Here is a 23,438-nt window from a genome sequence, read left to right as displayed (position 1 = left end):
GTGTAGTACGTTTCTGAACATGTTCAGTTTTGGGGATGCCGCCACCGAGGACAACTCGGCTGGGGACAACACGGCTGCGGCCAACTCGGCGGTTCAGGATGAGTCAGGTGCGGCCGTCGCCGAGCGACCCGCCCAGCTCTCGAAGCGCGAGCGCACGCGCGCACTCCTCCGCGAGGTCGCCCTCCGCTCCTTCCGCGAGCGCGGTTACGACGCGACGACGGTTCGGCGCATCGCCGAAGAGGCGGGCGTCTCGGTTGGCACCACGAACTACCACTTCGCGACGAAGAACCATCTCGTGCAGGAGCTGTACCTGGACGTGCAGGAGGCGCATGCAGCCGCCGCCATCCCGCAGCTCGAGGGAGAGCGAGACCTCGTTGATCGCCTCGCGATCGTCTACCGTGCCGGCCTCGACCAGCTCGAGCCCTACCACCCGTACGCCCCCGAGTTCTTGGCCGCATCGGTGTCGCCGCGCTCGCCCATCAACCCGCTGTCCGAGGAGTCGGCGCCGGCACTCGCCGTCATCCGCTCACTCTTCGAGCGGGCCGTCGATGGGGCCAAGTCGTCGCTGCCCGACGAGTTCAAGGCTGGCCTGCCGCAGGCCCTCGTACTGAGCCATCTGTTGCTCGCGCTGCTCTGGGTCTACGACTCGTCGCCCGACCGCGCGCGGACGCGGCGCATCCTGGACCGAGCCCTCAACCTGCTGCGCATGACGCTGCCGCTCACGCGCATCCCCGGGGTTCGCGCGCCGCTTCGAGAGCTCCTCGCCCTCGCCGGCGAGGTGCGCGCCTGATGGGCGGGCCGGGCAGCGTGTCGCCGGTGTCCGAGCGCGGCGCCGACTCGGCGAGGTCGGTGTACGAGCAGGTGCTCGGCGCAGAGGTCGCGAGCCTGCACCCGCAACTGCGTCGCTACTTCGGGCGCATCCCGGCCGGGTTCGTGGGGCGAGGCGAAGGTGTCTACGCCTGGGCCGGGCCCCGCCACCGCGCACTGTGGCCTGCATTCGCCTGGCTCGCCTGGCGGCAGGTGCTCTTCCCGGAACGCGGGCGCGAGGTGCCGTTCACGGTGCTCAACACGCCAGCCGGCGGCGGCGGGCTCGCCGGGCGGCGCGAGTTCGCGTTCCCGCGGGTGACCCGCGTCGTGGTCGACACCATGAGTGCCGAGCCCGACTCGGACGGAACGATGCGCCTCGTCGACCGTCTCGGCCGGCGGCGCGGACTCGAGGTCGAGCTCGCGCTCCGGGTGCACGACGGCGGCTTGCGGATGCGGTCCACTCGGCTGTGGCTGCGGATGCGCCTGCCAGCGCCGCGCGCCCGCGTTGCTGCTCCGGTGCGCGTTGCTCCGGTGCGCCTTGCTCCGGCGCGCGTTGCTCCGGTGCGCGTTGCTGCTCCGTTGCGCGTCGTGCGGGTGCCGCTGCCGCGACTCGTGACGATGACGCTCGACGAGCGCGCGCATCCGCACGGCGACGGCCGCCAATGCGTGGACGTGCGCTTGCGGGCACCGCTCCTCGGCGACGTCTTCCGGTACGTCGGCGAGTTCCGCTACGCGCTGGTGCCCGTTGGGGGTGCCGACGACGCGGGCTGAGGCCAGGTCTCTGGAACTGATCGCCGGCCCGCGATGGAGCGGTTTCCCGGGCTCGGGCGCGTAGTCTCGCGCCGGAACAGGCACCACCGAACCAGAACCTGGAGCATCCATGCGGTCGAGCACGAACATCCCAGAGGTCGCCATCGAGGGCAGCGTCGCGCGCACGATCGCCATCCTCGGCGCCGGTGGTGATCTGACGGAGCGCCTCCTGCTGCCGGGCATCGCGAAGGTGGCCGACGCGAGCCCCGGCGTGCAGCTGCACCTCATCGGCGCAGCGAGGACCCCGCAGACGCGCGAGGAGTGGCAGGGGGTCGTCAGGGCGAGCCTCGAGGGCGCCGGCGTGTCCCAGTCGACGATCGACGGGCTCGTGTCGAGGTCCGAGTTCGTGCCGACCGACGCCTCCTCGGCGGATGAGCTTCGGCAGCTGCTCGACGCCTGCCCGAGCGCACCGCTGCTCTACATCGCGCTCCCGCCTGCCATGGGCAAGAAGGTTGCTGACGCGCTCGCCGAGCTCGAGCTTCCAGACGATCTCAGGATCGCCATCGAGAAGCCGTTCGGCGAGAGCGAAGCGGATGCGCGGGAACTCAATCAGGCCCTCGCCAAGGTCGTGCCGGAAAGTCGTCTCTGGCGCATCGACCACTTTCTGGGCACGCCAGCCGCCGTCGAGCTCATCCGGTCGAGAGCGCAGATCGAGCAGAGCGGTGTGCGCAATCGCGACGGTGGTGAGTCGGGGACGGGCCGCGTCGAGATCGTCTTCGACGAGAAGATCGGCATCGAGGGGCGCGGGGCCTTCTACGACCAGACGGGTGCGCTCCGGGACATGCTGCAGAGCCACCTCATGCTGATGCTCGCGCTCACGGCGATGGAGCAGCCAGGCGAGGGAGACGACGCGGTCGACGACGAAATCGCCGAAGTGCTCCGCGCCGTTCGCCTCGAGAGCGAGCATCCCGTCTCGGCCCGCAAGGCGAGGTACACGGCGGGCGAGTTCGACGGGAAGCGGCTGCCCGCCTACGTCGACGAGGAGGACGTGGACCCCGAGCGGGGCACCGAGACCCTCGCCGAGGTCACCCTGCGCATCGACACGCCACCGTGGCGCGACGTGCCCTTCGTGCTGCGCTCGGGGAAGGCGCTTGGCGAGGCTCGGCAGGAGATCGTCCTGACCCCGGGCGACGCCAAGGCCGCGCCCACGAGCATCCCGTTGCGCGCCCCCGAAGGTGACAACAGCGCCGACCCCTACGCGCGGGTCATCGCCAGCATGCTCACCGGCAACACGCTGCTCTCGGTGCGCGGCGACGTGGCCGAAGAACTCTGGCGCATCGTGACGCCCGTGCTGGACGCCTGGCAGCAAGGTACGGGGGGGCTCGGCGAGTACACGGCGGGGTCGACGGGCGAGGAAGCGGCCACGGGAACTCGCTCATCCGCGGAGGCCAACCGCGCTTAGGGCGTCAGTCGAGCGGCGTCGGGGCGGAGCGAACTGGCGGGACGGCGGGAACTCGCGGGGCCACGGGAACAAACGGGCGGCGACAGCTGCTGCTGTCGCCGCCCGCGCGGATGAGGTCGCTGTGCTGGCTGGGGCTACTTGCGCAGGCCCTCGAAGAGCGGCTTGTAGGTGAAGCCCGCGATGAGCGCGCCCACGATCGGGGCGAGGATAAAGACCCACACCTGCGAGAGCGGCACCGCGCCGCCGAAGACAGCCGTCGCGATCGAGCGGGCCGGGTTGAGCGACGCGTTCGACACGGGAATCGTCATGAGGTGGAACAGGGTGAGGGCGAGGCCGATTGCCAGCGGTGCGAAGCCGCTCGGCGCGCGGCGGTCGGTGACGCCGAGGATGACGTAGAGGAAGAGCGCGGTCGCGACGATCTCGGTCACGATGACGGCGACGAGGCCGAAGCCGCCCGGCGATGCCTCGCCGTACCCGTTCGAGGCGAAGCCGCCGTCCTGGGCTGCCGCGAGGAACCCGTCGGGGCCGTTCGAGGCGATGAGGAAGACGAACGTCGTGGCGAGGATGCCGCCGAGGATCTGCGCGATGACGTACATCGGCACGTCCTTCCACGCAAAGCGTCCAGCCGCGGCTGCGCCGATCGTGACTGCGGGGTTGAAGTGGCCCCCGGAGAGGTGGCCGACGGCGTAGGCGCCGGCGATCACGGTGATGCCGACCGCGAGCGAAACGCCGACCCAGCCGATGCCGGTCTCGGCGACGCCGTTCGCGGCGGCGAAGATGGCGGCGCTGATCACGCCGAAGACGAGCAGGAAGGTGCCGAAGAACTCGGCGGCGAGGCGGCTGGTCGTCGACGGGTCGCGTTCGATGGCGACGTCGGCGATGGCAACATCGGTGGTCATGGGTGCTCCTCAGAGTGCAGGCGGATGAGGAATCGGAGTTCTCATCGCGCAAGGGCTTCGGGAACGAGGGTGCTCGTCCCACGACTCAGGGATCGTCTGGGGGATGGTTCCCCCTGAATCGACATTGCAGTGTACGACAAGACCGACCAGTTGGTTGTTATCGGTGGGTATTCGAACCGTGTGTCGCGCGAATCACTTGTGGAGCGTCACGCCGCCCCGGGTCTCGTCGGGCTGTATGTCGAATCTGCATCGCGCCATGCTGATTCTGAAGCGCCGCTGTCGGCGGTCGGCCATAGCCTCGAAGAACGACTCCGCACTGCAGGCGGCGGAGCCTCCATGCGAGGCGCCGCCGATGCACGACGAAAGGCACGCAATGACGCTGGCACCACATTCGCTCATCGCAGGAACCAGCGAGCTCGGAGGTGGTGACGAACTCGTGGCACGCCGCGCGGCCGACGGTTCCGTGCTGGCCCCAAGCTTCCGCAGCAACACGTCGGAGGAGCTCGAGATCGCGGTGCAGGCCGCACACGACGCCTTCGACACCTACCGAGCCACATCGCCCGCGCAACGAGCCGCGTTCCTCGAGCGCATCGCCGCCGAGATCGAGGCGGACAGCGCCGAGATCATCGCGCGCGCACACGAAGAGACCGGGCTGCCGGTCGCGCGCCTCACCGGGGAGGTGGCTCGAACGACCGGGCAGCTCCGTCTGTTCGCCAAGGTCGTCGTCGAGGGCGGCTGGCAAGGTGCGCGCATCGATCAGGGTTTGCCGGAGCGCACGCCGCTGCCGCGGGCCGACATCCGCCAGCGCAAGATCCCACTCGGGCCGGTCGCCGTGTTCGGCGCGAGCAACTTCCCACTGGCCTTCTCGACCGCAGGGGGAGACACCGCCTCAGCCCTCGCATCCGGGAGCCCCGTCATCGTCAAAGCGCACAGCGGCCACCTGGGCACCGCATCACTGGTTGGCCACGCGATCGCGCGAGCGGTGGAGGCATCGGGTCTGCCCCGCGGCGTCTTCTCGCAACTGTTCGGTTCGGGCCGCGTCATCGGACAAGGGCTTGTGGCCGACCCGCGCATCAAGGCCGTCGGCTTCACGGGCTCGCGCTCCGGTGGGCTCGCCCTCGTGCGCATCGCCCAGCAGCGCGCGGAGCCCATCCCCGTGTACGCGGAGATGAGCAGCGTCAACCCGGTCTTCGTGCTCCCGGCGGCGATCGCCGCGGACCCGAGCAAGGTCGCGGCCGACTACGTGGGGTCGCTCACGCTCGGCTCCGGACAGTTCTGCACCAACCCGGGCATCGTGCTAATCCCGAGCGGCGAGGTGGGCGATGAGTTCCTCCGCGAGGTGGGTGCTCGGATCGCCGAGGCCAACGGGCAGACGATGCTGACCGCTGGCATCGGCGACGCCTACCGGGAAGGCGTCGCGGAGCGCGAGGCGACCGGTGCGACCGTCGTTGCGCGAGGCCAGGAGAACGCGGCCGCGAACGCGCCAGCCCCCATCGTCTTCAGCGAAGCCGTCGAGGCGTTCGGCGAGGCCCTCGAGACCGAGATCTTCGGCTCGGCCGGCCTCGTGCTGCGCTACGACGGCACGGAGCAGCTGCGCGAGTTCGCTGAACAGCTCGAGGGGCAGCTCACCGCGACCGTCCTCGCGACCGCCGACGACGCCGACGACGCACGCGCGCTGCTCCCGGTGCTCGAGCGCAAGGTCGGACGCATCCTCTTCAACGGATGGCCGACGGGAGTCGAAGTCGGCTACTCGATGGTGCACGGCGGCCCGTACCCGGCGACCTCCGACGCACGCTCCACCTCGGTCGGTGCCCTCGCCATCGAGCGCTTCCTTCGCCCGGTCGCGTACCAGGACGTTCCGGACGAGCTGCTGCCGGAGGCGCTGCGCGACGCCAACGAGTGGGGCGTGCCTCGACTCGTCGAGGGCCGCATCCAGCTGCCAGCAGGGTACTGACCGGCACGCCGCTGCCGCCGGATCACCCGACCGCCGGTTCTCCGACCGCCTGAGCTTCGGTTCACCCCACCCAGGTCACAGGACGACCAGACCGCGCAAAGAGCACGCGAGAAATGCAGGTTCCCATCGGGGGAACCTGCATTTCTCGCGGTTTTCGGCGCTGGCTTTTCATCTAGCCCCGGTGCAGACCCCGGGGCAGCTCTTGGTTCCGGCGTTGGCTTGTGCGCGCGGGTCAGAAGCGCACGGGCGTCACGAGGGCGCCATCGGCCAGCCACGAACGCACGTTGTCGACGACGAGCTGCCGCATATCGTCGCGGGTCTCTCGCGTACCACTGGCGAGATGCGGGAACAGCACGACGTTGTCGAGTGCGATGAGCGCCTCCGGCACGTTCGGCTCGTCGGCGAACACATCGAGACCGGCGGCCTTAATCACGCCGCCGTCGAGCGCCGCGATGAGCGCCGCCTCATCCACGACCGAGCCGCGCGAGATATTCACCAGCACGCCATCGGGGCCCAGCGCCTCCAGCACCTCCGCCGAGATGAGCTGCTGCGAGTCGGGACCTCCGGCCGCCGCAACGACCAGAGCATCGCTGCTCCGTGCGAGTTCGAGGAGCGAGTCGACGTGGCGGAACGGGGAGCCTGGCACCTCGCGGCGGTTGTGGTAGCTGATGGGGCAGTCGAAGCCGGTGAGGCGCTTCGCGATCGCCGAGCCGATCCGGCCGAGGCCGACGACCCCGACCCTCGTGCCCGTGAAGCGCGTCGTCAGCGGGTAGTTGCCGGAGGGCCACTCGCCGGCGCGCACGAAGCGGTCCGATGCGCTGAACCGGCGGTACGTGTCGAGGAGGAGTGCGACCGCGGTATCCGCCACGCAGTCGTTGAGGACATCGGGCGTGTTGCTCACGGCGATGCCGCGTGCTCGGGCCGCGGCGGTGTCGGTCGTGTCGTAGCCGACGCCGAAGTGCACGATCGCCTCGAGTGCGGGCAGCTTCTCCATGAGGGCCTCGGAGACGCCGTAGCGACCGCTCGTCACGGCGACGCGCACCTGCGCGAGTTCGCGCTGGGTCGCCTCGGTGAGCTCGCTCGCATCCGCGGAGATGACCGGGGCGTCGAACTCGTCGATGAGTCCGCGCTCGAGCTGCGGCATGAGTGGCCCGACCCGAACCACGGTGGCCGCGCCCGCGGGGGGAGAAGCGGCCGCGGCGGCGGCGGAGGGGCTGGAATCGGTGGAGTCTGGCGTCGTTGCGAGAGGGGTTTCCATGTCTGGATGGTAGGGCGCGCGACCGATGCTGGTCCAAGATGCACTTTGCATAGATTGATTCACCCGCAGCATGGATGCGGGTTTCCCCAGTAATCGCAAGGGCACTCGGGTCGCTAGTCTTGGGTCCGCCCCCGCGCAGCCCACCGTCCCCCACGGCTCCCTCGCTCAGCGCTGTTGACGCCGCCGAATCGGCGGACACAAGCTGAAGGCGTCTCAACGAGGAGAACCACAGACTCAGGGCAGAGCCCACGAGTCCGAACACCGGAGGAACAACGATGTCTTCTTCACACGAACCGTCCGTGACGCACGGTCGATCCCAGTCCGACCGGCCGACCCCCGCACGCCGTCCACTCGCATCCATCACGAAGGCCGTCGCCGTCGGCGCCGCGGCTCTGCTGCTCACCAGCTGCTCCGTCGCGAACTCCGACAGTGCCGCGGGCGGCGAGGGCGGAGGCGCCGCCGGCGCCCTCCGCGTCGTGCTCCAGCAGGAGCCGCCGACGCTCGAGCCATGCGAGGCAAACCTGACGGCGGTCGGCGTCGTCGTGCGTTCGAACATCACGGAGCCGCTCATCGAGCGCAACCCCACGACCGGCGACCTCGAGCCGCTGCTCGCCACCGAGTGGGAGCAGACGAGCGACAACGAGTGGACTTTCACGCTCCGCGACGACGTCACCTTCCAGGACGGCACGCCGTTCGACGCCGAAGCCGCGGCCTACTCCATCGACCGAGCCGTCAACAGCGACCTCGGCTGCAATGTCGAAGGCTACGTCTTCGGTGACTCCGACCTCGAGGTCAACGCCGTCGACGCCACAACCCTCACGGTCACCACCCCGGAACCCGACCCCATCCTCCCACTCAAGCTCTCGTTCATCGAGGTCGTCCCCACCTCGACAAGCAGCACCGAAAAGGTGCGCGAGCCCATCGGCACCGGCCCATACCAGGTCGACCAGTGGGACGTGGGAACCAAGCTGACCCTCGGCGTCTACGACGGCTACTGGGGCGAAGCGCCCTCCTACCCGTCGGTCGAGTACCAGTGGCGCGGTGAGGGCACCGTCCGCGCGGCCATGGTCACCGGCGGCGAAGCAGACATCGCGACCGGCCTCAGCCCCGACGACGGTATCGGCGACCTCGGCGTCAGCTACCCGAACAACGAGACCGTCGCGCTCCGCTTCTCCGGAGACATCGCGCCGCTCGACGACATCCGCGTCCGCCAGGCCATCAACTACGCGATCGACAAGCAGGGCATCATCGACTCCCTCTACCCGAACGGCGACGGCGTTGCCTCGCAGCTCGTACCCGAGGGCGTCGTCGGACACAACGCCTCCCTCGAGCCGTGGGAGTTCGACCTCGAGAAGGCGAAGGCGCTCGTCGCCGAAGCCAAGGCCGACGGCGTACCCGTCGACACCAAGATCACGCTCGTGGGTCGCACCGCCCAGTTCCCGAAGCTTAACGAGCTCTCGCAGATCCTGCAGGAGCAGCTGAGCCAGGCCGGCCTCAACGTCGAGCTCCGCTTGGTCGACACGACCCAGCACCTGCAGTACCAGATCCGCCCATTCGTCACCAACGAAGGCCCCATCGCGCTGATCGTCCAGCACGGCAACCAGGCCGGTGACGCGCAGTTCACGGTCGACCAGTACATGAGCTCCACCGGCGCCCAGTCAACCTTCGGCACCCCCGAGTTCGACCAGAAGCTGGCCGACGCGGCCAAGACGTCCGGCGACGAGCGTCAGGCGGCGTACGAGCAAATCTTCGCTGACCAGAACGAGGAGATCGTGCAGTTCGCGCACATCGCCCACCAGACCGGCCTCATGGGTATCGCGTCAGACATTTCCTACGAACCGAACTCGGCGAGCGGCGACGAGCTGCGCATCGCCGAAGTGAAGCCAGCGGCCTGACGGCCGCGAGCAACCCCGGAGAAAGCAGCCGCTCATGTGGACCTATCTCAGAACAAGAATCGTCTCCAGCCTGCTGCCGCTAGTAGCCGTCGTGCTCGGCGTGTTCGTCCTGGCCCGCCTCACCGGAAACCCGGCGAGCCTATACCTGCCGCTCAACGCGACGGAGCAGATGAAGGAGGACTTCGCAGTCCGCAACGGGCTCGACCAGCCCCTGTGGATGCAGATCGTCAACTACTTCTCCGGGGTGCTCCGCTTCGACTTCGGCGAGTCGCTCCGCACGGGGGAGTCCGCAGCCACCATGGTGCTGCGGGCCTTCCCGGCCACGCTGCAGCTCGCCGGCGTCACCATGCTGCTCACGGTGGTCCTCGCGATCATCATCGGCAGCTGGGCCGCCCTCAAACCGAACGGCGTCGCCGACCGCATCGCGAGCTTCTTCTCGATGGCGGCCGCCAGCGTCCCGGACTTCTGGCTCGCCATCATGGGCATCTGGATCTTCGCGATCACGCTCGGCTGGCTGCCGACCTCCGGCGTCGACAGCGGCGGGCTCTCCTGGATCCTCCCCATCGCGACCCTCATGCTGAGGCCGGTCGGCGTGCTCACCCAGATTGTGCGCGGATCGATGGTCAGCGTGCTCGGCCAGCCGTTCATCAAGGTGGCGCGCAGCAAGGGCGCCGGCCAGCTCCGGGTCGTCTTCAAGCACGCGCTGCGCAACGCGGCAGCCCCCGCCCTCACGGTCGCGGGTGACCTGACGGTCGGCCTCATCAACGGCGCCGTCGTCGTCGAGACCATCTTCGGGTGGCCAGGCATCGGGAAGCTCATGATCGACTCGATCCTGCAGCGAGACTTCGCGGTGCTGCAGGCCGCAGTGCTCATCACCGCACTGTCGATCTTCATCCTCAACATCCTCATCGACCTCGGCTACGCCCTGCTCGACCCGCGGGTGCGCCCCGCGGCGAAGCAGTCGCGCATCCGCCCCACCACCAAGGACGCGAAGCGCGAGGCCGCCGGCGCGGCCGCCAAGAAGTCCGAGAAGGGCGCCGCGAGCGCCGACGCAGAGAAGGGCAAGGCCCATGTCTGACCCGCAGAACCCGCAAGACCCACGAGGCTCCGCGACCTCCCCGGTGCAGCAGCCGCCAGCCACGACGAACGTGCTGCTGCAGAAGGAGAAGCGCCAACGTCACGAGGCCGAGCGCCCCTCGATGTTCACGCTGCTGCTCAAGGACAAGGTGGCGACCGTCGCCGCCGGTGTGCTCGCCATCGTCGCCCTCGTGGCCGTGTTCGGGCCGCTCCTCGTCGGGGAGTACGCCTCGAAGCAGGACCTCTCCGCGATCAACCTGCCGCCGTTCAGCCTCGACAACGGCTGGGCGTTCATCCTCGGCAGTGACTCCCTCGGTCGGAGCATGCTCGCCCGCCTCGTGATCGCGACCGGCACGACCCTCGGGGTCGCCGTTCCGGCCGTGCTGATCGCCCTCATCGTCGGGTCCATCTGGGGCGTGTGGGCCGGCTACTTCCGCGGCTGGCGCGAGTCGGTCTCCATGCGCATCGCCGACATCATCATGAGCTTCCCGTCGCTGCTGCTCGCGGTCGTCATCCTGTACGTCTTCAACCCGAGCCTCGCGAACATCGTCGCGGTGCTTGCCCTCACCCGCATCCCGATCTACCTGCGTACGGCTCGGGCCGAGGCCGCCGAGCTGCGATCGCGGATGTTCGTGGACGCGGCGACAAACTTCGGCACCAAGCCCCGAAGCATCATCTTCCGCCACATCGTTCCGAACGTCGTGCCCACCCTGGTCACACTCGCCACGCTCGAGTTCTGCTACGTCATGCTCGCCGAGTCGTCGCTGAGCTTCCTCGGCATCGGCGTGCAGTCGCCCGACGTCAGCTGGGGCCTCATGGTCGCCCAGGGGCGCCAGTACCTGCAGCAGGCGTGGTGGCTGTCGGTGCTCCCCGGCCTCGCCATCGTCATCACGGCCGTCGCCGCGAACGTGCTCGCCTCCTGGCTGCGCATCGCGACCGACCCGAACCAGAAGTGGCGTCTCATGCAGAAGTCGTCCAAGGTGAAGCTTCGCCCGGCACTGCCGACGCGCGAGCCCGCCGGCGAGGTGTGATCGCCATCCACCACGAGTACCGCCTTCCGAGCGAGACGTCCGGGGCAACCCGATCGGCCGGGGTCACGAGATGACCCCGGCCGATTGGGCTGCGCTCGCCGCCATCTTCTTTTTCGCCTCGTGCCTGCAGGCGGGCGTCGGCTTCGGCATGGGCATGCTCGCCGCGCCATTCATCGCACTCATCGACCCTGGCCTCTTGCCGGCCTCGGTAATCAGCATGTCGATCCTCCTCACTTCCGTCGTGACGCTCGCCGAGCGCGACTCGCTCGACCTCCGCGGGGCTGGCTGGGCGTTGCTCGGCCGAGTGCCGGGCAGTGTCGCCGGGGCCCTTCTGGTGACGGTCATGGCGCCCGCAGTGCTCTCCTGGGTTGTCGTCGCGACCGTGGTCGCCGGCGTCGTGTTCTCGCTGCGCGGGTGGGCGCCGAAGGTCACACGCTGGTCGCAGATCTTGGCCGGCGCCGCGTCCGGCATCATGGGCACCACGACCTCCATCGGGGGTGCCCCCATGGCGATCCTCTGGCAGGGTTCCGACTCGGCACGGCTGCGCGGCACGCTTTCCGCGTTCCTCCTGGTGGGGTCGATCATCTCGCTGGGGCTGCTGCTCGCCTTCGGCGCCGTCGAGCCACGCACGTGGGTTGTTGTGCTCTGGATGACCCCGGTCGCGTTGCTGGGCTTCGCGGTGAGCCGCCTCATCACCCCGCACCTCGACAAGGCGCGCACCAAGCGGATCGCCCTGGGTGCATCCCTCGTCGGCTGCGGGCTGCTCGTCGTGACGCAGCTCGTGCAGCTGCTCGGCTGAGTACTCGCACTCAGCCCCCGCTCGCACTCCGCACTCGCGCACTCGTAGCGACCCCCGCCCCGGCCCCGGCTTCACCGAGCCCGCGGCGCAGGCACACGGGGAACACAGGTTTGTTTCGAAACGAACCTGCATTCCTCGCGTGGATGGCATCACTGCGAAGGCGGAGGAGTACGACGAACTCGCTCGGACGCGGCTCATGCAGCTGTTCGCTCGATGCGCTGCCTTCGATGCAGCTGTTCGCTCGATGCGGCGCTCGCCTGACGGGCGCAGACACACGAGATATGCAGGCTCGTTAGCGAACGAGCCTGCATATCCCGTGTGGATGGCGCTCGGTACGCCACCGCGGCGAGGTCGACGCTAGCGGAGCACGCGCTCCAGGGGGAGGCCGGCCGCGCGCAGGTCGATGTTGCGCGCGATGTCGGCGGCACGCAGCTCGAAGACCTGGCGCGCGTGTCCGGAGTAGTGGGGCGTGAGCACCGTGTTTGCGAGCGGGGCGAAGCGGGCTACCGAGGCGGGGGCGTTGCCCTCGGCGTCTGCGGCGCCCCACCACACGTCGATGCCGGCGCCGCCGATGCGCCCCTCCGAGAGGGCGTCGAAGAGTGCGTCCTCATCGACGACGCCGCCGCGGGCCACGTTGATGAGCACCAGGTCCGGCTTCGCGGCCGCGAGCTCCGCGGCGCCGATCGTGCCGCGCGTGCGCTCGGAGAGGGGGATGGAGACGACGAGCACGTCGGCGCCCGCGACGAAGTCGAGCATTCGGTCTGGACCGTACACCTGCGCGACGTCGAGGCCGGCCGGGTTCTGTGCATCCGGTCGTTGCCGCAGCGCCGTGAGGCGCATGCCGAGCGCCTGCGCGAGCCGCCCGACTTCCGTGCCGATCTCTCCGAGGCCGAGGAGGCCCATGGTCGTTCCGCGCAGCATGGGGTGGAAGGGGATGCTCGGGTCGTTGCCGATCGTGCGCCACGTCCCGGCCCGCATCTGCGCATCCGCGTCGAGCGCTCGCCTGCGCAGCATGAGCGCGGTCATGACGACGTGCTCGGCGATCGCGGCCCCGTGGTGGCCCGTGTTGCAGATCGTGACCCCGGAGGGAAGGGAGTCGGCGCTAACCCGGTCTGCGCCCGCACCGGTGACGTGCAGGAGCGCGTCCGGGCGGAGCGACGCCGCCTGCTCGGGAGAGAGCACGGAGGCGATGACGATGTCGGCCCCGCGGAGCGCATCCTCCAGCTCCGCGGGGCCGAGTTCAGCGGCGAAGCTCCAGTCGTGCGCGGACTCGGTCTGCGCGAGGTGCTCCGCGAAGCGGGCGATGATGGGGTCGGTGACGAGGATGCGCATGCCGGGTCTGACTCTCTGCGGGTGGTCGCGGGTCGGTCGGGTGCTTGCGGTCGCTACCAGCGGGGGCTGACGGCCGTGTAGTCGGGCTGGAAGCGCTGCATGTAGCCGGTGTCGTCTCGCTGGGTGATGCCGCTCGCGAGGAACTGCTCGTGGAGCTTCGCGAGGCCGTCCTCGTCGAGCTCGACGCCGAGGCCAGGGCCGGTGGGCACACGGACGGCCCCGCGCTCGAAGCGGAGGTCGTGCGTCACGACATCCTCGTCCGCTTGCTTCCATGGCCAGTGGGTGTCGCACGCGTAGCTGAGCGACGGCGTCGCGGAAGCGAGGTGCACCATAGCGGCGAGACTGATGCCGAGGTGCGAGTTGGAGTGCATGGACAGCCCCCATTCGAGCGACTCGGCGAGGCCGCCGAGCGTCCGCGAACGGGTAAGGCCGCCCCAGAAGTGGTGGTCGGAGAGCACGATGTCGATGGAGCCTTGCTCGACGGCGGGCTTCACGTCCGCGAAGCTCACGACGCACATGTTGGTCGCGAGGGGCAGGCTCGTGCCGCGTCGCACCTCGGCCATGCCGGCGAGCCCGGGGGTTGGGTCCTCGAGGTACTCGAGGGACGACTCCAGCGCCTTCGCCACGCGCAGCGAGGTCTCGACGCTCCAGGCCGCGTTCGGGTCGAGGCGGAGGCCGAGTTCGGGGAACGCCTCGGCGAGGGCGAGGATCGCGGCGATCTCCTGGTCGGGTTCGAAGACGCCGCCCTTGAGCTTCAGCGCGGAGAACCCGTAGCCGTCGATCAGCTGCCGTGCCTGCGCCACGATGCCTTCTGGGGTGAGGGCCTCGCCGAACTCGTCCTCGCCAGCGCCGGGGTGCCCTGCCCACTTGTAGAAGAGGTAGCCGCTGAAGACGACCTCGGGGCGGATCGCGCCGCCGAGAAGCGTGCTGACGGGGACGCCGAGGATCTTGCCCTGCAGGTCGAGTGCCGCAACGTCGAAGGGTGACAGCACCCGGTCGGCGGTGCTTGAGCCGGTGACCATGCCACTCATTCCGTGTCCGCCGGTGGAGGTGTCGGTGACGAGCGCTGAGGCGACCGCGAAGCGCAGCCGGTTGGTGTCGAACACGTTGATGCCAACGACGGCGTCGGCGGCGAGGGACAGGCGGTGCAGATGTGGCGCATCCCCGTACGTCTCACCGAGGCCGGTGCGCCCCGAGCGGGTCGTGACCTGCACGATGGCGCGCAGCGCGTACGGCTCGTGGACACCGACCGTGTTGAGCAGCGGCGGGTCTTTGAACGCGACCGGAGTGATCGTCACGGCGGCGATCTCGTGCTGCGGTTCGCGGTCGAAGGGCTCGACCGCGGCCGGGTGTTCGGTTGAAGTGGATGCGGCGGTGGTGCTCGGCGCGGTCATGTCGTCTCCCTGGGTTCGTCGTTGAACGTGTCGGCTGGACGTGTGGGCTCGAGGCCCCCGATCGGGCCGGTCGGCGCGATCGGGGGCGGTCGGGTTCAGGCGACGGGGGCCGCGATGCGGTCCTGCTCGAGGGCGGCGTCGGCGCGCTTCGCGAGCAGGTCCCTCGTGTCGTCGATGAGCTTCGTGAGCTCGGCGACGTGCTCCGGCTTGGCGTCGATGAGCGGTGCGCGCACGTGGCCGGCGTTGATGCCGGCGAGCTTCGTGGCCTCCTTCACGAGCGAGACGGCGTAGCCGGGCACGGAGTTCCGGAGGCGCACGAGCGGGTGGTAGAAACTGCGGTTGAGCTCGGCGAGGCGCTCCTTGTCGCCCGACTCGACGGCGTCGAAGAACGCGAGGGCGATGTCGGGCGCGAACGCAAACGAGGCCGACGAGTACAGGGGCACGCCGATCGCCTTGTAGGCCTCCTGCGCGATCTCGGCCGTCGGGAGGCCGTTGAAGAAGAGGAAGTCCTCGCCGCGCGACTGGGTGTCGTCGGTGACCGAGCGAACGATGCGTGACATGAGGTCGATGTCGCCCACGCCGTCCTTGAGGCCGATGACGTTCGGGATGCGCGAGACGGTGACGGCGGTGTGCTCGTCAAAGCGGGCCGTGCTGCGGTGGTACACGATCACGGGGAGCGTCGTGGCCGCGGCGACCTGTTCGACGTAGGCGACGAGTCCCTCGCTCGGTCCCGCGACGAGGTACGGCGGGAGGAGGAGGATACCGTCGGCGCCGACTGCCTCTGCGCTGCGCACCTGCGCCTTGGCGTCGGCGAGGGTGCCACCTGCTCCGGCGAAGACCGGGGTGGCCTTCTTCGTGGTTTGCACCGCAGTGTCGACGACGGTGGTGTACTCGTCGAGGCTCAGGGCGTGGAACTCTCCGGTGCCGCAGGCGATGAAGATGCCGCCGGGCTGGTGGGCGAGTCCCTGCTCGAGGTGCTGCGCGAGGGCTGCGACATCGACGGCATCATCGGCCGTGAAGGGGGTGACCGGGAAGAAGAGGATTCTGTCGAGCACGTCGATCTCCTTAGTTGCGTGTCTCCGCGGTGCCTCGTTGCACGGTGCGGGGTTCCGAGTGTGTTTGCCCGGGTACCAGCGACGCTATGGTCTTATGGATGCGCAAACAAACTAAAGTGTGGATGAATCAATGTTGGGAGTGAATTGATGTTTACCCTCGTCCAGCTCGAGTGCTTCGTCGCCGTCGCCGAGGAGCTCCACTTCGGCGCTGCCGCGGAGCGACTGCGCATGACGCAGCCGCCTATCAGTCGGCAGATCCAGCAGCTCGAGCGCGAGCTCGATACCCAGCTGTTCGTGCGGACGAGTCGCCGCGTGGCGCTCACTGAGGCTGGCCGCACGCTGCTCCCGAGCGCGCGCAAGCTCATTGACCTCTCGGCGAAGGCTGCGGCTGACGTCCGCGCGGTTGGCGAGGGGGCCACCGGCACGCTGACGGTCGGGTACACGGCGGTCGCCGCACACAGTGTGCTGCCCAAACTCCTGCGTGCCGCCGCCGAGGAGCTGCCGGGCCTGCAACTCATCCTGCAGGAGTCGGTCACCGTCGACCAGATGGATGAGCTCGAGCGCGGCACCGTCGACATCGGCCTGCTGCGGCCGATGCGGGACCGTCCCGGAGTGCTGTCGACCACCGTCCTTACGGAGCGACTCGTGCTTGCGCTACCCAGGGGGTCACGCCTCGCCGAGTTCACCGGGCCCATCTTCCTGAGCGACCTCAATGACGAACCGCTGCTCATGTACTCGCCCGGCGGCGCCCGCTACTTCCACGACCTGCTGCTGAGCATGTTCGTTGCCTCCTCGAGCCATCCGCGCATCGTGCAGTACGCGGGGCAAGTGCCAGCCCTCCTGGCGCTTGTGAATGCCGGGATCGGCGTCGCCCTCATCCCTGAGTCGGCGACGCAGCTCGCGCCAGACGGGGTCGTCTGTCGGCCGGTCGCTGACGGCGACCGATCGGAGCCCTACAACCGGGTCCACCTGGACATCGCATGGCGGGAGGACTCGGAGAACCCGCTGGTCAAGGCTGTCGTCGACCTGATGCAGCGGAACGCCTGACGCGCGCCGCCGTCAAGATCGATGCTGAACGCGCATCCGGTCATGCCGAATATGCTCTCGATCGAATGGATGCGGCTCCTTAGAGTGGCGGTACAGCTCATCGGCGATGGAGGCGAAAGCGTATGAATCAGGTGACGGTCGAGACGTGGGACGTGATCCCAGTGGCGGGCCACGACAGCATGTTGCTCAACCTCAGTGGCGCGCACGCACCGCTGTTCACGCGCAACCTGGTCAAGCTCACCGACAGCGAGGGTCGGGTTGGCATCGGTGAGGTGCCAGGGGGCGAGAGCATCCGCTCGACGCTCGTCGCCTCCGCCGAGCTCATCGTGGGCCGACCTGTCGCTGACTACCGCGCCATACTCCGCAGCATCAACGACGAGTTCGCGTGGCAGGACAGCGCCGGCCGCGGGGCGCAGACCTTCGACCTCCGCACCACCGTGCACGTGATCACCGCCTGGGAGTGCGCGCTGCTCGACCTCCTCGGCCAGCAGCTGGGCCTCCCGATCTCGTCGCTCCTCGGTGACGGCAGGCAGCGCGAGGCTGTTGACGTGCTCGGCTATCTCTTCTTCGTCGGCGACCCCGACGCGACCGGCCTCGACTACCTGCGCGGCGACGACGACTCCGACGCGTGGGGCGGCGTGCGCCGCGAGCGCGCCCTCGACAGCGAGGGTGTCGTACGGCTCGCGAAAGCGGCCCAGGAACGCTACGGCTTCCGCGACTTCAAGCTGAAGGGGGGCGTGCTCGAGCCCGCGGTCGAGGCTGCGGTCGTCACCGACCTCGCGGCCGAGTTCCCGGATGCGCGCATCACGCTCGACCCCAACGGGTCCTGGCCGCTCGAGGAGGCGCTTCGCCTCGGGCCGGACCTGAAGCGGGTGCTCGCGTACGCCGAGGACCCGGTCGGCGCGGAGAACGGCTACTCGGGGCGCGAGGTCATGGCGGAGTTCCGCCGGGCGACTGGCCTGCGGACGGCCACAAACATGATCGCGACCGACTGGCGAGAACTCGGCCACGCCATCCGCTCCCAGGCCGTCGACATTCCGCTCGCCGACCCGCACTTCTGGACCATGAGCGGCTCCGTGCGCGTCGCTCAGCTGTGCGACGAGCTCGGCCTCACGTGGGGTTCGCATTCCAACAACCACTTCGACGTGAGCCTCGCGATGTTCACCCACGTCGCGGCTGCCGCCCCGGGCACCCCGACCGCGATCGACACGCATTGGATCTGGCAGGACGGCGAAGAACTCACGACGGCCGCGCCCAAGATCGAGGGCGGCGTCATTCAGGTTCCGACGGCGCCGGGGCTCGGCGTCGAGCTCGACGACGACGCGGTGCGCCGCGCCCACGAGCTGTACCTGAGCCTCGAGAACTCGGCACGCGACGACGCGTTCGCGATGAAGACGTTCATGCCCGAATGGGCGTTCCACCCGAAGCGGCCGGCGCTCATTCGCGCCTAGCGAAGCGACCCCGACCAGCATTCCCGAGCAACCAATCCAACACGACGAGGTGTGAGAATGGACCAGCGCATGACACAGCAGCAGCTCCAGGCCGACGATCTGGCCGCCACGGCCGAGCGAGCAGAGCAGACGCAGGCAGAAGCACAGGCACAGGCGGCCAGGACAGAGCGAGAGGCGGGTCGGTCGATGCTCCTCTCGGTCCGTGACCTCTGCATCTCCTACGGCATCGGCGGTCGAGCCGTGGACGCGGTCCGCAACGTCTCGTTCGAGCTGTACGCCGGGGAGGTGCTCGCCGTCGTCGGCGAGTCCGGCTCGGGCAAGAGCACCGTCGCCCACGCGCTCATCAACCTCCTCGCGCCGAATGCGACCGTCACCTCGGGTGAGATCAAGTTCGACGGGGAGCCGATCCAGGGCTTCAGCGACGCGCAGTGGCGAGGCATCCGCGGACGCCGCATCGGTCTGGTGCCTCAGGACCCGGCGCTGTCGCTCAACCCGACCACAAAGGTCGGGGCCCAGGTGGCCGAGCCGCTGCTCATCCACGGCCTCGCGAGCCGCAAGGATGCGCACGCTGAGGCCGTGCGGCTGCTCGACATGGCCGGACTCACCGAGCCTGCTGCGCGTGCGCAGCAGTTCCCCCACGAGTTCTCCGGCGGCATGAAGCAGCGCGCGCTGATTGCGACGGCCCTCGCGGGGCAGCCCGAGATGGTCATCGCCGACGAACCCACGAGCGCACTCGATGTGACCGTGCAGAAGCAGATCCTCGACCACATCGACGGTCTCGTGCAGGAGCTCGGCACCGCGGTGCTCATGATCACGCACGACCTCGGGGTCGCCGCCGACCGGGCAGACCGCATCATCGTCATGCGCAAGGGCGAGATCGTCGAGACGGGCACCGCTGACGATGTCATGCTCCGACCCCAGCACGACTACACAAAGAAGCTGCTCCGCGCCGCCCCCAGCCTGCACAGCCACGAGGCTCGCACGGTGCTCGTGACCGATAAGGCCGCCCGCGGGGCGTCATCGGTGAGTGTTGGGGAACGGCCGGCGGATGCGCGCGCCGGGGCGCCCGATATCACCTCGCCGCTACTGCGGGTCGAGCACCTCACGAAGGAGTTCGCGCTGCCGGGAGGTCGCGGCGGCAAGAAGACGCTCACCGCGGTCGACGACATGAGCTTCGACCTCCACCGAGGCGAGACGCTGGCCGTCGTGGGCGAGTCGGGGTCGGGTAAGAGCACCACTGCGCGGCTCGTGCTCCGCCTCGAGAAGCCCACCTCTGGCCGCATCGTCTTCGATGACCAGGACATCACCAACCTCGAGGGTGAGCAGCTGCGGGCGATGCGTCGCAGGTTCCAGATGGTTTACCAGAGCCCGTACGCGTCGCTCAACCCGCGGTTCTCCATCGAGCAGCTCATCGCTGAACCCCTCGTCTCGTTCAAACTCGGCGACGCGAAGTCCCGCGCCAAGCGCGTTCGTGAGCTGCTCGACCAGGTCGCGCTGCCGCAACTCTTCCTGAATCGTGGCCCAGACGAGCTCTCCGGCGGCCAGCGCCAGCGCGTCGCGATCGCCAGGGCGCTTGCGCTCGAGCCTGAATTCATCGTGCTCGACGAGGCCGTCTCGGCGCTCGACGTGTCGGTGCAGGCGCAGATCCTCGACCTGCTCACAGAGCTGCAGCAGGAGAACGACCTCACCTATCTGTTCATCACCCACGACCTCGCCGTCGTCGCGCAGATCTCCGACCGGGTCGCCGTGATGAAGAACGGCGTGCTGGTCGAGCTGGGCAAGACGGGCGACATTCTCATGAGGCCGCAGGAGCCCTACACCCGCAAGCTCATCGACGCCATCCCCGGGCACGGGAGCTCGCACGCCGCGTAGGCTCAGCGCCCATGGGCGGAGACGAGGGCGCTGGCGGTGAGGTCCCCGACGACGAGCGCTGGCTCGTCGTGAAGGGGCGGCGCTGGCGTCGCACCGACCCGTCGCTGCCGGCCGACCTGGTCGAGCGGCTCACGTCGCACCTCGGGCGTGGACGCTCCGGAGTTGGCGCGGCGAAGCGCCGCGGCGACGATGCGGCGGTCGCGGCGGCGCGCACCCGGGTTGGCCTCGCCAAGCACGGGCTGGGGGAGCGGGGGCCTCGCTGGTGGGAGGAGCCCCTCGACGCGCGCCTCGCGCGTGCCCAGGCGGCGCTGGCTGAGCTCGATGAGCTCGACGCCCCCGAGCGCTCGGCGTCCCGCGACGGCTGAGCTCTCTGCGCGCATCCGGGCTCGCCGTTGTGCGTGAACGGGAACCAGATCGACCAACACCGTTTACAGGAGGGAAACGGTGTTCACTCGATACTGGGTGCATGAGCGCCGAATTCATGAGCACCGAGATCCCGAGCTCGGGCACCTTTCGCCTCGAGAAGGCAGCTACCGACCAGGGTTCGTTCGCGGGTCCCAGGGACGCGAGCTTCTTCCCGAAGGGCTCCCTCATCCTCTTCAGCACGGAGGACTCGGCGCTCGCCTTCTACGTCGGCCACCGTTTCGTCGCCCCCTGATCGCCGTGGGATCGAGCATGGTGGACACAGGCGTCGCCCCCGGCGTGAGCGCCGCGGCGACCAGCTCGGCGCGCTGGCAACGGATGCTGGAACCGAGCTCGCGCGACGCCCGTGCTGTCGAGCGACAGCTGAAATCCGGCGCGAGGACGACCACCTTCATCGTCGGCCCCGAGGCGTCGCCGGGAGCAGACGGCGTGACAGCGAACCTCAATTCTGGGCCGGCCGCCGACCGCACCGACGGCCTCATAGTCGAGCTGGCCGGTGTGCACGCGCCGGCCTCGCTGGAGCGAGTCCAGGCAGCGCTGGCAGTGGCACGCACGGGGTGGCGCTTCCGGGTCATCGGCGACGAGTCGGCACTCGGCGCGCTGCGCGCGCAACTGCATGATGCCGGCGTGCTCGACGAGGAAATCACGCTGGTGCTCGCGGAACCGACTGCGGCCGCCGCGCGCGTGCCGGTCTTCTGCGGGCACTGCCAAGCGAAGACGCTCGGCCCCGGCGTGGGAGCGAGGGCGGGCGCCGGAGCCGGGACTGTCGTCTGCTCGGGATGCGGGCGCGTGCTCACCGTCGCTTACCACCACTCGCGTCGCCAGGGCGCGTACCTCGGGTACTTCGCCGACGCTGAGCTGGGCCCGGCATGAGCGCGGAGACGCTCGCGCTCGTCGTGGCCGGCGTGTCCGACCTTGGCGGGAGCATCCGCAGCCTGGAGCTGCGCGACCCGAGCGGGCGCACACTGCCATCGTTCGCGCCAGGCAGCAGCATCGCCGTGCAGATCGGGAGCCAGGGCACCGGCGTGGCGCCAGCCCGCAACTCCTACTCGCTCACGGGCCCGGGGCGGCGCCCCGAGTCCTACTCGATTTCGGTGCGCCTCGAGGAGGCGGGGCGAGGGGGCTCGCGGTGGATGCATGGCCTGCAGCCGGGCGACTCGGTCACCGTCAGCGTGCCGTCAAGCGCGTTCCCGCCCGTGCTCTCCGCACGCCACCACCTGCTCGTCGCGGGCGGCATCGGCGTCACCCCCATCCTCTCCCACGCGAGGGCCGCGGCAGAGTGGGGCCGCTCTTTCGAGGTGGTCTACGCCTACGGCGCGGGTGGGGGAGCCCATCGCGATGAGCTCGAGCGGCTCAGCGGAGGGCGACTCACGACGTGCGGAGACCGCACCGCGCTGCGCGAGCACCTCGAGGAAGCCCTGCTCACGCAGCCGCTCGGCGCTCACCTCTACGTGTGCGGCCCGGTCGCCATGATCGAGGCCGTGACGCTCGCGGCGCGATCTGCGGGTTGGCCCGAGTCGCGCATCCACGCCGAGGCCTTCGCGGCCCCCGCCCTCGACCCCGGCGAACCATTCGAGGCTCGACTGCTCGGGCTCGACCGCACGATCCGCGTCGAGTCGGGCACGACCCTCCTGGACGCCCTGCTCGCCGAGAACGTTCCGGTGCCAAACCTGTGCAGACAGGGCGTGTGCGGCGAGTGCCGCGTCAGCGTCCGAGTGCCTTCGGGTGATGGCGCCACCTTCGAGGGCATCGAGCATCGTGACACGTTCCTCACCGACGAGGAGAAAGACAGCGGCACCTGCCTCATGCCGTGCGTCTCACGCCCGAGAGGCGAGATCCTGGAGCTCGAACTGTGACCGCATCCACCACCAGCCGCGTCGACCGCTCGGTCGCCGTCGCCAACTTCCCATTCCCCTTCCCGAAAGAGACGTACCGCTACAGCACCAATGTGGAGCCCGCGTCCACCCCACGCACCACGACGGCGGGGTCGTGGGGCGAGCATCCCGTCGACATCGACCACGCCTACCAGGACGAGCTCGCCGAACGGGCCCGCATCCTCAGCTCGGACCCTACGCGGCTGCAGTGTTTGCCGCACATGGTCCCGGCCGCATGGGACGCGATGTTTGTGCTCATGGAGTTGCTCGCCGACTCGTACCCGGAGCACATGAGCCTCACCCGCGAAGGCGGCGGCTGGCGGTGGCGTAACCGCCTCCTCGGCATCGACCGCGGCTTCGCGATCGGCGAGGCGTCATCGATGCCGGAAGGCCCGCTCGGCTTCATCGGCCAGCAGCTGCAAGAAGACATCGTGCTCCTCGACCAGCGCGACGGCCAGCTGTGGGCCGATGCGGGCCTCGTGACCTTCGCCGCCGACTGGTCGTTCGGCTTCGACGTCGGCATGTCGTTTCTCGAGATCCACGGCCCAGTCCCACGGGTGCACGACGAGGGGGTGATCCCGCGGGCGCAGGCCTTCCTCATGCGGCTCGAGCCAGGGCAGAGCTACCGGCGCACGAACTGGACGCTCACGGTCGACGGCAAGCTGGACACCTCGACCGAGACCTACCCGCAGTGGGGTCCCGACCGCACCTCGCTCGTCGAGGGCCCGCTCGCCCAGGTCGGGGAACGCCTGCACCTCCGAACCGAGGTGCAGCACCTCATCCGCCTGCCCGAGTCGAACGCGATCATGTTCCTCATCCGCAGCTACCTGCTGCCGTTCGCCGCCCTCGCGACGGTGCCGGAGTGGGCATCGCGCACGGCCGATGTGCTCGAGGAGCTGCCGGATGACATGGCCGAGTACAAGGGCGTGCTCCGGACCCGCGAGGTCGGGGTTCGCTGGCTGCGCGAGTTCGGCGGCGCCTGCGAGGGTGGCGCGGCGGGTGCCGCCTGAGCTGCGCCGTGCCGCGCCGGCCGGATGCGCCCGTGCCTGCCGCGGCCG

At 69.4% G+C, this 23,438-nt stretch carries 21 protein-coding genes; 16 read left to right on the top strand and 5 right to left on the bottom strand.

The annotated features are described in order from the left end of the window. The first annotated feature begins 19 nt into the window (after nt 1–19). The 3 genes from ACPYN9_RS04575 to ACPYN9_RS04565 all read left to right on the top strand — a co-directional run bounded on the left by ACPYN9_RS04575 (nt 20) and on the right by ACPYN9_RS04565 (nt 3,019). Complete coding sequence (locus ACPYN9_RS04575; RefSeq protein ID WP_424464305.1) at nt 20–790, top strand: TetR/AcrR family transcriptional regulator; 771 nt, start codon at nt 20–22, stop codon at nt 788–790. After that, complete coding sequence (locus ACPYN9_RS04570) at nt 790–1,578, top strand: DUF4166 domain-containing protein (RefSeq protein ID WP_424464303.1); 789 nt, start codon at nt 790–792, stop codon at nt 1,576–1,578. Before ACPYN9_RS04575 ends, ACPYN9_RS04570 begins: the two co-directional genes overlap by 1 nt. A gap of 109 nt (nt 1,579–1,687) precedes the next feature. Beyond that, the gene (locus ACPYN9_RS04565; RefSeq protein WP_424464301.1) at nt 1,688–3,019 is read left to right on the top strand and encodes a glucose-6-phosphate dehydrogenase; all 1,332 of its coding nucleotides are present in this window, start codon (nt 1,688–1,690) and stop codon (nt 3,017–3,019) included. Nucleotides 3,020–3,153: 134 nt separating this feature from the next. Here ACPYN9_RS04565 and aqpZ read toward each other — a convergent pair whose 3' ends face one another. Further along, complete coding sequence (gene aqpZ / locus ACPYN9_RS04560) at nt 3,154–3,918, bottom strand: aquaporin Z (protein WP_424464299.1); 765 nt, start codon at nt 3,916–3,918, stop codon at nt 3,154–3,156. 373 nt (nt 3,919–4,291) lie between these two features. Between aqpZ and ACPYN9_RS04555 the strand changes: the two genes are divergently transcribed. Then, on the top strand, nt 4,292–5,872 hold the full coding sequence (locus ACPYN9_RS04555) for an aldehyde dehydrogenase (NADP(+)) (RefSeq protein ID WP_424464297.1): 1,581 nt from the start codon (nt 4,292–4,294) through the stop codon (nt 5,870–5,872). 232 nt (nt 5,873–6,104) lie between these two features. Here ACPYN9_RS04555 and ACPYN9_RS04550 read toward each other — a convergent pair whose 3' ends face one another. Further along, complete coding sequence (locus ACPYN9_RS04550; protein WP_424464295.1) at nt 6,105–7,130, bottom strand: 2-hydroxyacid dehydrogenase; 1,026 nt, start codon at nt 7,128–7,130, stop codon at nt 6,105–6,107. Nucleotides 7,131–7,405: 275 nt separating this feature from the next. Here ACPYN9_RS04550 and ACPYN9_RS04545 point away from each other — a divergent pair, with 275 nt between their 5' ends. The 4 genes from ACPYN9_RS04545 to ACPYN9_RS04530 all read left to right on the top strand — a co-directional run bounded on the left by ACPYN9_RS04545 (nt 7,406) and on the right by ACPYN9_RS04530 (nt 11,932). Continuing rightward, nucleotides 7,406–9,025 carry an ABC transporter substrate-binding protein gene (locus ACPYN9_RS04545; protein ID WP_424464293.1) on the top strand — a complete coding sequence of 540 codons (1,620 nt, stop codon included), beginning with the start codon at nt 7,406–7,408 and terminating at the stop codon, nt 9,023–9,025. Nucleotides 9,026–9,059: 34 nt separating this feature from the next. Next, nucleotides 9,060–10,103 (top strand): ABC transporter permease, encoded by a 1,044-nt coding sequence (locus tag ACPYN9_RS04540; RefSeq protein ID WP_424464291.1) that lies wholly within the window; start codon nt 9,060–9,062, stop codon nt 10,101–10,103. Beyond that, nucleotides 10,096–11,133 (top strand): ABC transporter permease, encoded by a 1,038-nt coding sequence (locus ACPYN9_RS04535; RefSeq protein WP_424464289.1) that lies wholly within the window; start codon nt 10,096–10,098, stop codon nt 11,131–11,133. Before ACPYN9_RS04540 ends, ACPYN9_RS04535 begins: the two co-directional genes overlap by 8 nt. A 70-nt stretch (nt 11,134–11,203) precedes the next feature. Continuing rightward, nucleotides 11,204–11,932, top strand: coding sequence for a TSUP family transporter (locus ACPYN9_RS04530; RefSeq protein ID WP_424464287.1), 729 nt, complete (start codon nt 11,204–11,206; stop codon nt 11,930–11,932). Nucleotides 11,933–12,289: 357 nt separating this feature from the next. Here the strand turns inward: ACPYN9_RS04530 and ACPYN9_RS04525 are convergent, their stop codons facing one another. The 3 genes from ACPYN9_RS04525 to ACPYN9_RS04515 all read right to left on the bottom strand — a co-directional run bounded on the left by ACPYN9_RS04525 (nt 12,290) and on the right by ACPYN9_RS04515 (nt 15,713). After that, entirely contained in the window at nt 12,290–13,264 is a 975-nt protein-coding gene (locus tag ACPYN9_RS04525; protein WP_424464286.1) for a 2-hydroxyacid dehydrogenase, read from the bottom strand. 53 nt (nt 13,265–13,317) lie between these two features. Further along, nucleotides 13,318–14,658 (bottom strand): enolase C-terminal domain-like protein, encoded by a 1,341-nt coding sequence (locus tag ACPYN9_RS04520; protein ID WP_424464284.1) that lies wholly within the window; start codon nt 14,656–14,658, stop codon nt 13,318–13,320. Between the two features lie 95 nt (nt 14,659–14,753). Continuing rightward, on the bottom strand, nt 14,754–15,713 hold the full coding sequence (locus ACPYN9_RS04515) for a 5-dehydro-4-deoxyglucarate dehydratase (RefSeq protein WP_424464282.1): 960 nt from the start codon (nt 15,711–15,713) through the stop codon (nt 14,754–14,756). A gap of 147 nt (nt 15,714–15,860) precedes the next feature. Here ACPYN9_RS04515 and ACPYN9_RS04510 point away from each other — a divergent pair, with 147 nt between their 5' ends. The 8 genes from ACPYN9_RS04510 (at nt 15,861) to ACPYN9_RS04475 (ending at nt 23,390) form a co-directional block, all read left to right on the top strand. Beyond that, nucleotides 15,861–16,760, top strand: a complete 900-nt coding sequence (locus ACPYN9_RS04510; protein WP_424464280.1) for a LysR family transcriptional regulator — start codon at nt 15,861–15,863, stop codon at nt 16,758–16,760. A gap of 122 nt (nt 16,761–16,882) precedes the next feature. Continuing rightward, nucleotides 16,883–18,211: an enolase C-terminal domain-like protein gene (locus tag ACPYN9_RS04505; RefSeq protein WP_424464278.1), complete on the top strand. Its 1,329-nt coding sequence runs from the start codon at nt 16,883–16,885 to the stop codon at nt 18,209–18,211. 69 nt (nt 18,212–18,280) lie between these two features. Beyond that, entirely contained in the window at nt 18,281–20,083 is a 1,803-nt protein-coding gene (locus ACPYN9_RS04500) for a dipeptide ABC transporter ATP-binding protein (protein WP_424464276.1), read from the top strand. An 11-nt stretch (nt 20,084–20,094) separates the two neighbouring features. Further along, nucleotides 20,095–20,448, top strand: a complete 354-nt coding sequence (locus tag ACPYN9_RS04495; RefSeq protein WP_424464274.1) for a biopolymer transporter Tol — start codon at nt 20,095–20,097, stop codon at nt 20,446–20,448. A 101-nt stretch (nt 20,449–20,549) separates the two neighbouring features. Then, nucleotides 20,550–20,741 (top strand): hypothetical protein, encoded by a 192-nt coding sequence (locus ACPYN9_RS04490; RefSeq protein ID WP_424464272.1) that lies wholly within the window; start codon nt 20,550–20,552, stop codon nt 20,739–20,741. Nucleotides 20,742–20,758: 17 nt separating this feature from the next. Continuing rightward, nucleotides 20,759–21,379 carry a dimethylamine monooxygenase subunit DmmA family protein gene (locus ACPYN9_RS04485; protein ID WP_424464270.1) on the top strand — a complete coding sequence of 207 codons (621 nt, stop codon included), beginning with the start codon at nt 20,759–20,761 and terminating at the stop codon, nt 21,377–21,379. After that, complete coding sequence (locus ACPYN9_RS04480) at nt 21,376–22,362, top strand: PDR/VanB family oxidoreductase (RefSeq protein WP_424464268.1); 987 nt, start codon at nt 21,376–21,378, stop codon at nt 22,360–22,362. The genes ACPYN9_RS04485 and ACPYN9_RS04480 overlap by 4 nt, the downstream gene beginning before the upstream one ends. After that, complete coding sequence (locus ACPYN9_RS04475) at nt 22,359–23,390, top strand: heme-dependent oxidative N-demethylase family protein (protein ID WP_424464266.1); 1,032 nt, start codon at nt 22,359–22,361, stop codon at nt 23,388–23,390. Before ACPYN9_RS04480 ends, ACPYN9_RS04475 begins: the two co-directional genes overlap by 4 nt. Nucleotides 23,391–23,438: the final 48 nt, after the last annotated feature.

The sequence above is a fragment of the Pseudoclavibacter helvolus genome (assembly GCF_049707175.1).
Taxonomy (GTDB): Bacteria; Actinomycetota; Actinomycetes; order Actinomycetales; family Microbacteriaceae; genus Pseudoclavibacter; species Pseudoclavibacter helvolus_A.
This window is presented reverse-complemented; position numbering and strand designations above follow the sequence as displayed.

Coding starts and splice junctions, on each gene's coding strand:
- ACPYN9_RS04485 (WP_424464270.1), top strand. CDS start 20,759: ATGGTGGACACAGGCGTCGCCCCCGGCGTGAGCGCCGCGGCGACCAGC.
- ACPYN9_RS04530 (WP_424464287.1), top strand. CDS start 11,204: ATGACCCCGGCCGATTGGGCTGCGCTCGCCGCCATCTTCTTTTTCGCC.
- ACPYN9_RS04505 (WP_424464278.1), top strand. CDS start 16,883: ATGAATCAGGTGACGGTCGAGACGTGGGACGTGATCCCAGTGGCGGGC.
- ACPYN9_RS04545 (WP_424464293.1), top strand. CDS start 7,406: ATGTCTTCTTCACACGAACCGTCCGTGACGCACGGTCGATCCCAGTCC.
- ACPYN9_RS04535 (WP_424464289.1), top strand. CDS start 10,096: ATGTCTGACCCGCAGAACCCGCAAGACCCACGAGGCTCCGCGACCTCC.
- ACPYN9_RS04510 (WP_424464280.1), top strand. CDS start 15,861: ATGTTTACCCTCGTCCAGCTCGAGTGCTTCGTCGCCGTCGCCGAGGAG.
- ACPYN9_RS04495 (WP_424464274.1), top strand. CDS start 20,095: ATGGGCGGAGACGAGGGCGCTGGCGGTGAGGTCCCCGACGACGAGCGC.
- ACPYN9_RS04550 (WP_424464295.1), bottom strand. CDS start 7,130: ATGGAAACCCCTCTCGCAACGACGCCAGACTCCACCGATTCCAGCCCC.
- ACPYN9_RS04575 (WP_424464305.1), top strand. CDS start 20: ATGTTCAGTTTTGGGGATGCCGCCACCGAGGACAACTCGGCTGGGGAC.
- ACPYN9_RS04500 (WP_424464276.1), top strand. CDS start 18,281: ATGACACAGCAGCAGCTCCAGGCCGACGATCTGGCCGCCACGGCCGAG.
- ACPYN9_RS04490 (WP_424464272.1), top strand. CDS start 20,550: ATGAGCGCCGAATTCATGAGCACCGAGATCCCGAGCTCGGGCACCTTT.
- ACPYN9_RS04525 (WP_424464286.1), bottom strand. CDS start 13,264: ATGCGCATCCTCGTCACCGACCCCATCATCGCCCGCTTCGCGGAGCAC.
- ACPYN9_RS04555 (WP_424464297.1), top strand. CDS start 4,292: ATGACGCTGGCACCACATTCGCTCATCGCAGGAACCAGCGAGCTCGGA.
- ACPYN9_RS04570 (WP_424464303.1), top strand. CDS start 790: ATGGGCGGGCCGGGCAGCGTGTCGCCGGTGTCCGAGCGCGGCGCCGAC.
- ACPYN9_RS04480 (WP_424464268.1), top strand. CDS start 21,376: ATGAGCGCGGAGACGCTCGCGCTCGTCGTGGCCGGCGTGTCCGACCTT.
- ACPYN9_RS04565 (WP_424464301.1), top strand. CDS start 1,688: ATGCGGTCGAGCACGAACATCCCAGAGGTCGCCATCGAGGGCAGCGTC.
- ACPYN9_RS04520 (WP_424464284.1), bottom strand. CDS start 14,658: ATGACCGCGCCGAGCACCACCGCCGCATCCACTTCAACCGAACACCCG.
- ACPYN9_RS04540 (WP_424464291.1), top strand. CDS start 9,060: ATGTGGACCTATCTCAGAACAAGAATCGTCTCCAGCCTGCTGCCGCTA.
- aqpZ (WP_424464299.1), bottom strand. CDS start 3,918: ATGACCACCGATGTTGCCATCGCCGACGTCGCCATCGAACGCGACCCG.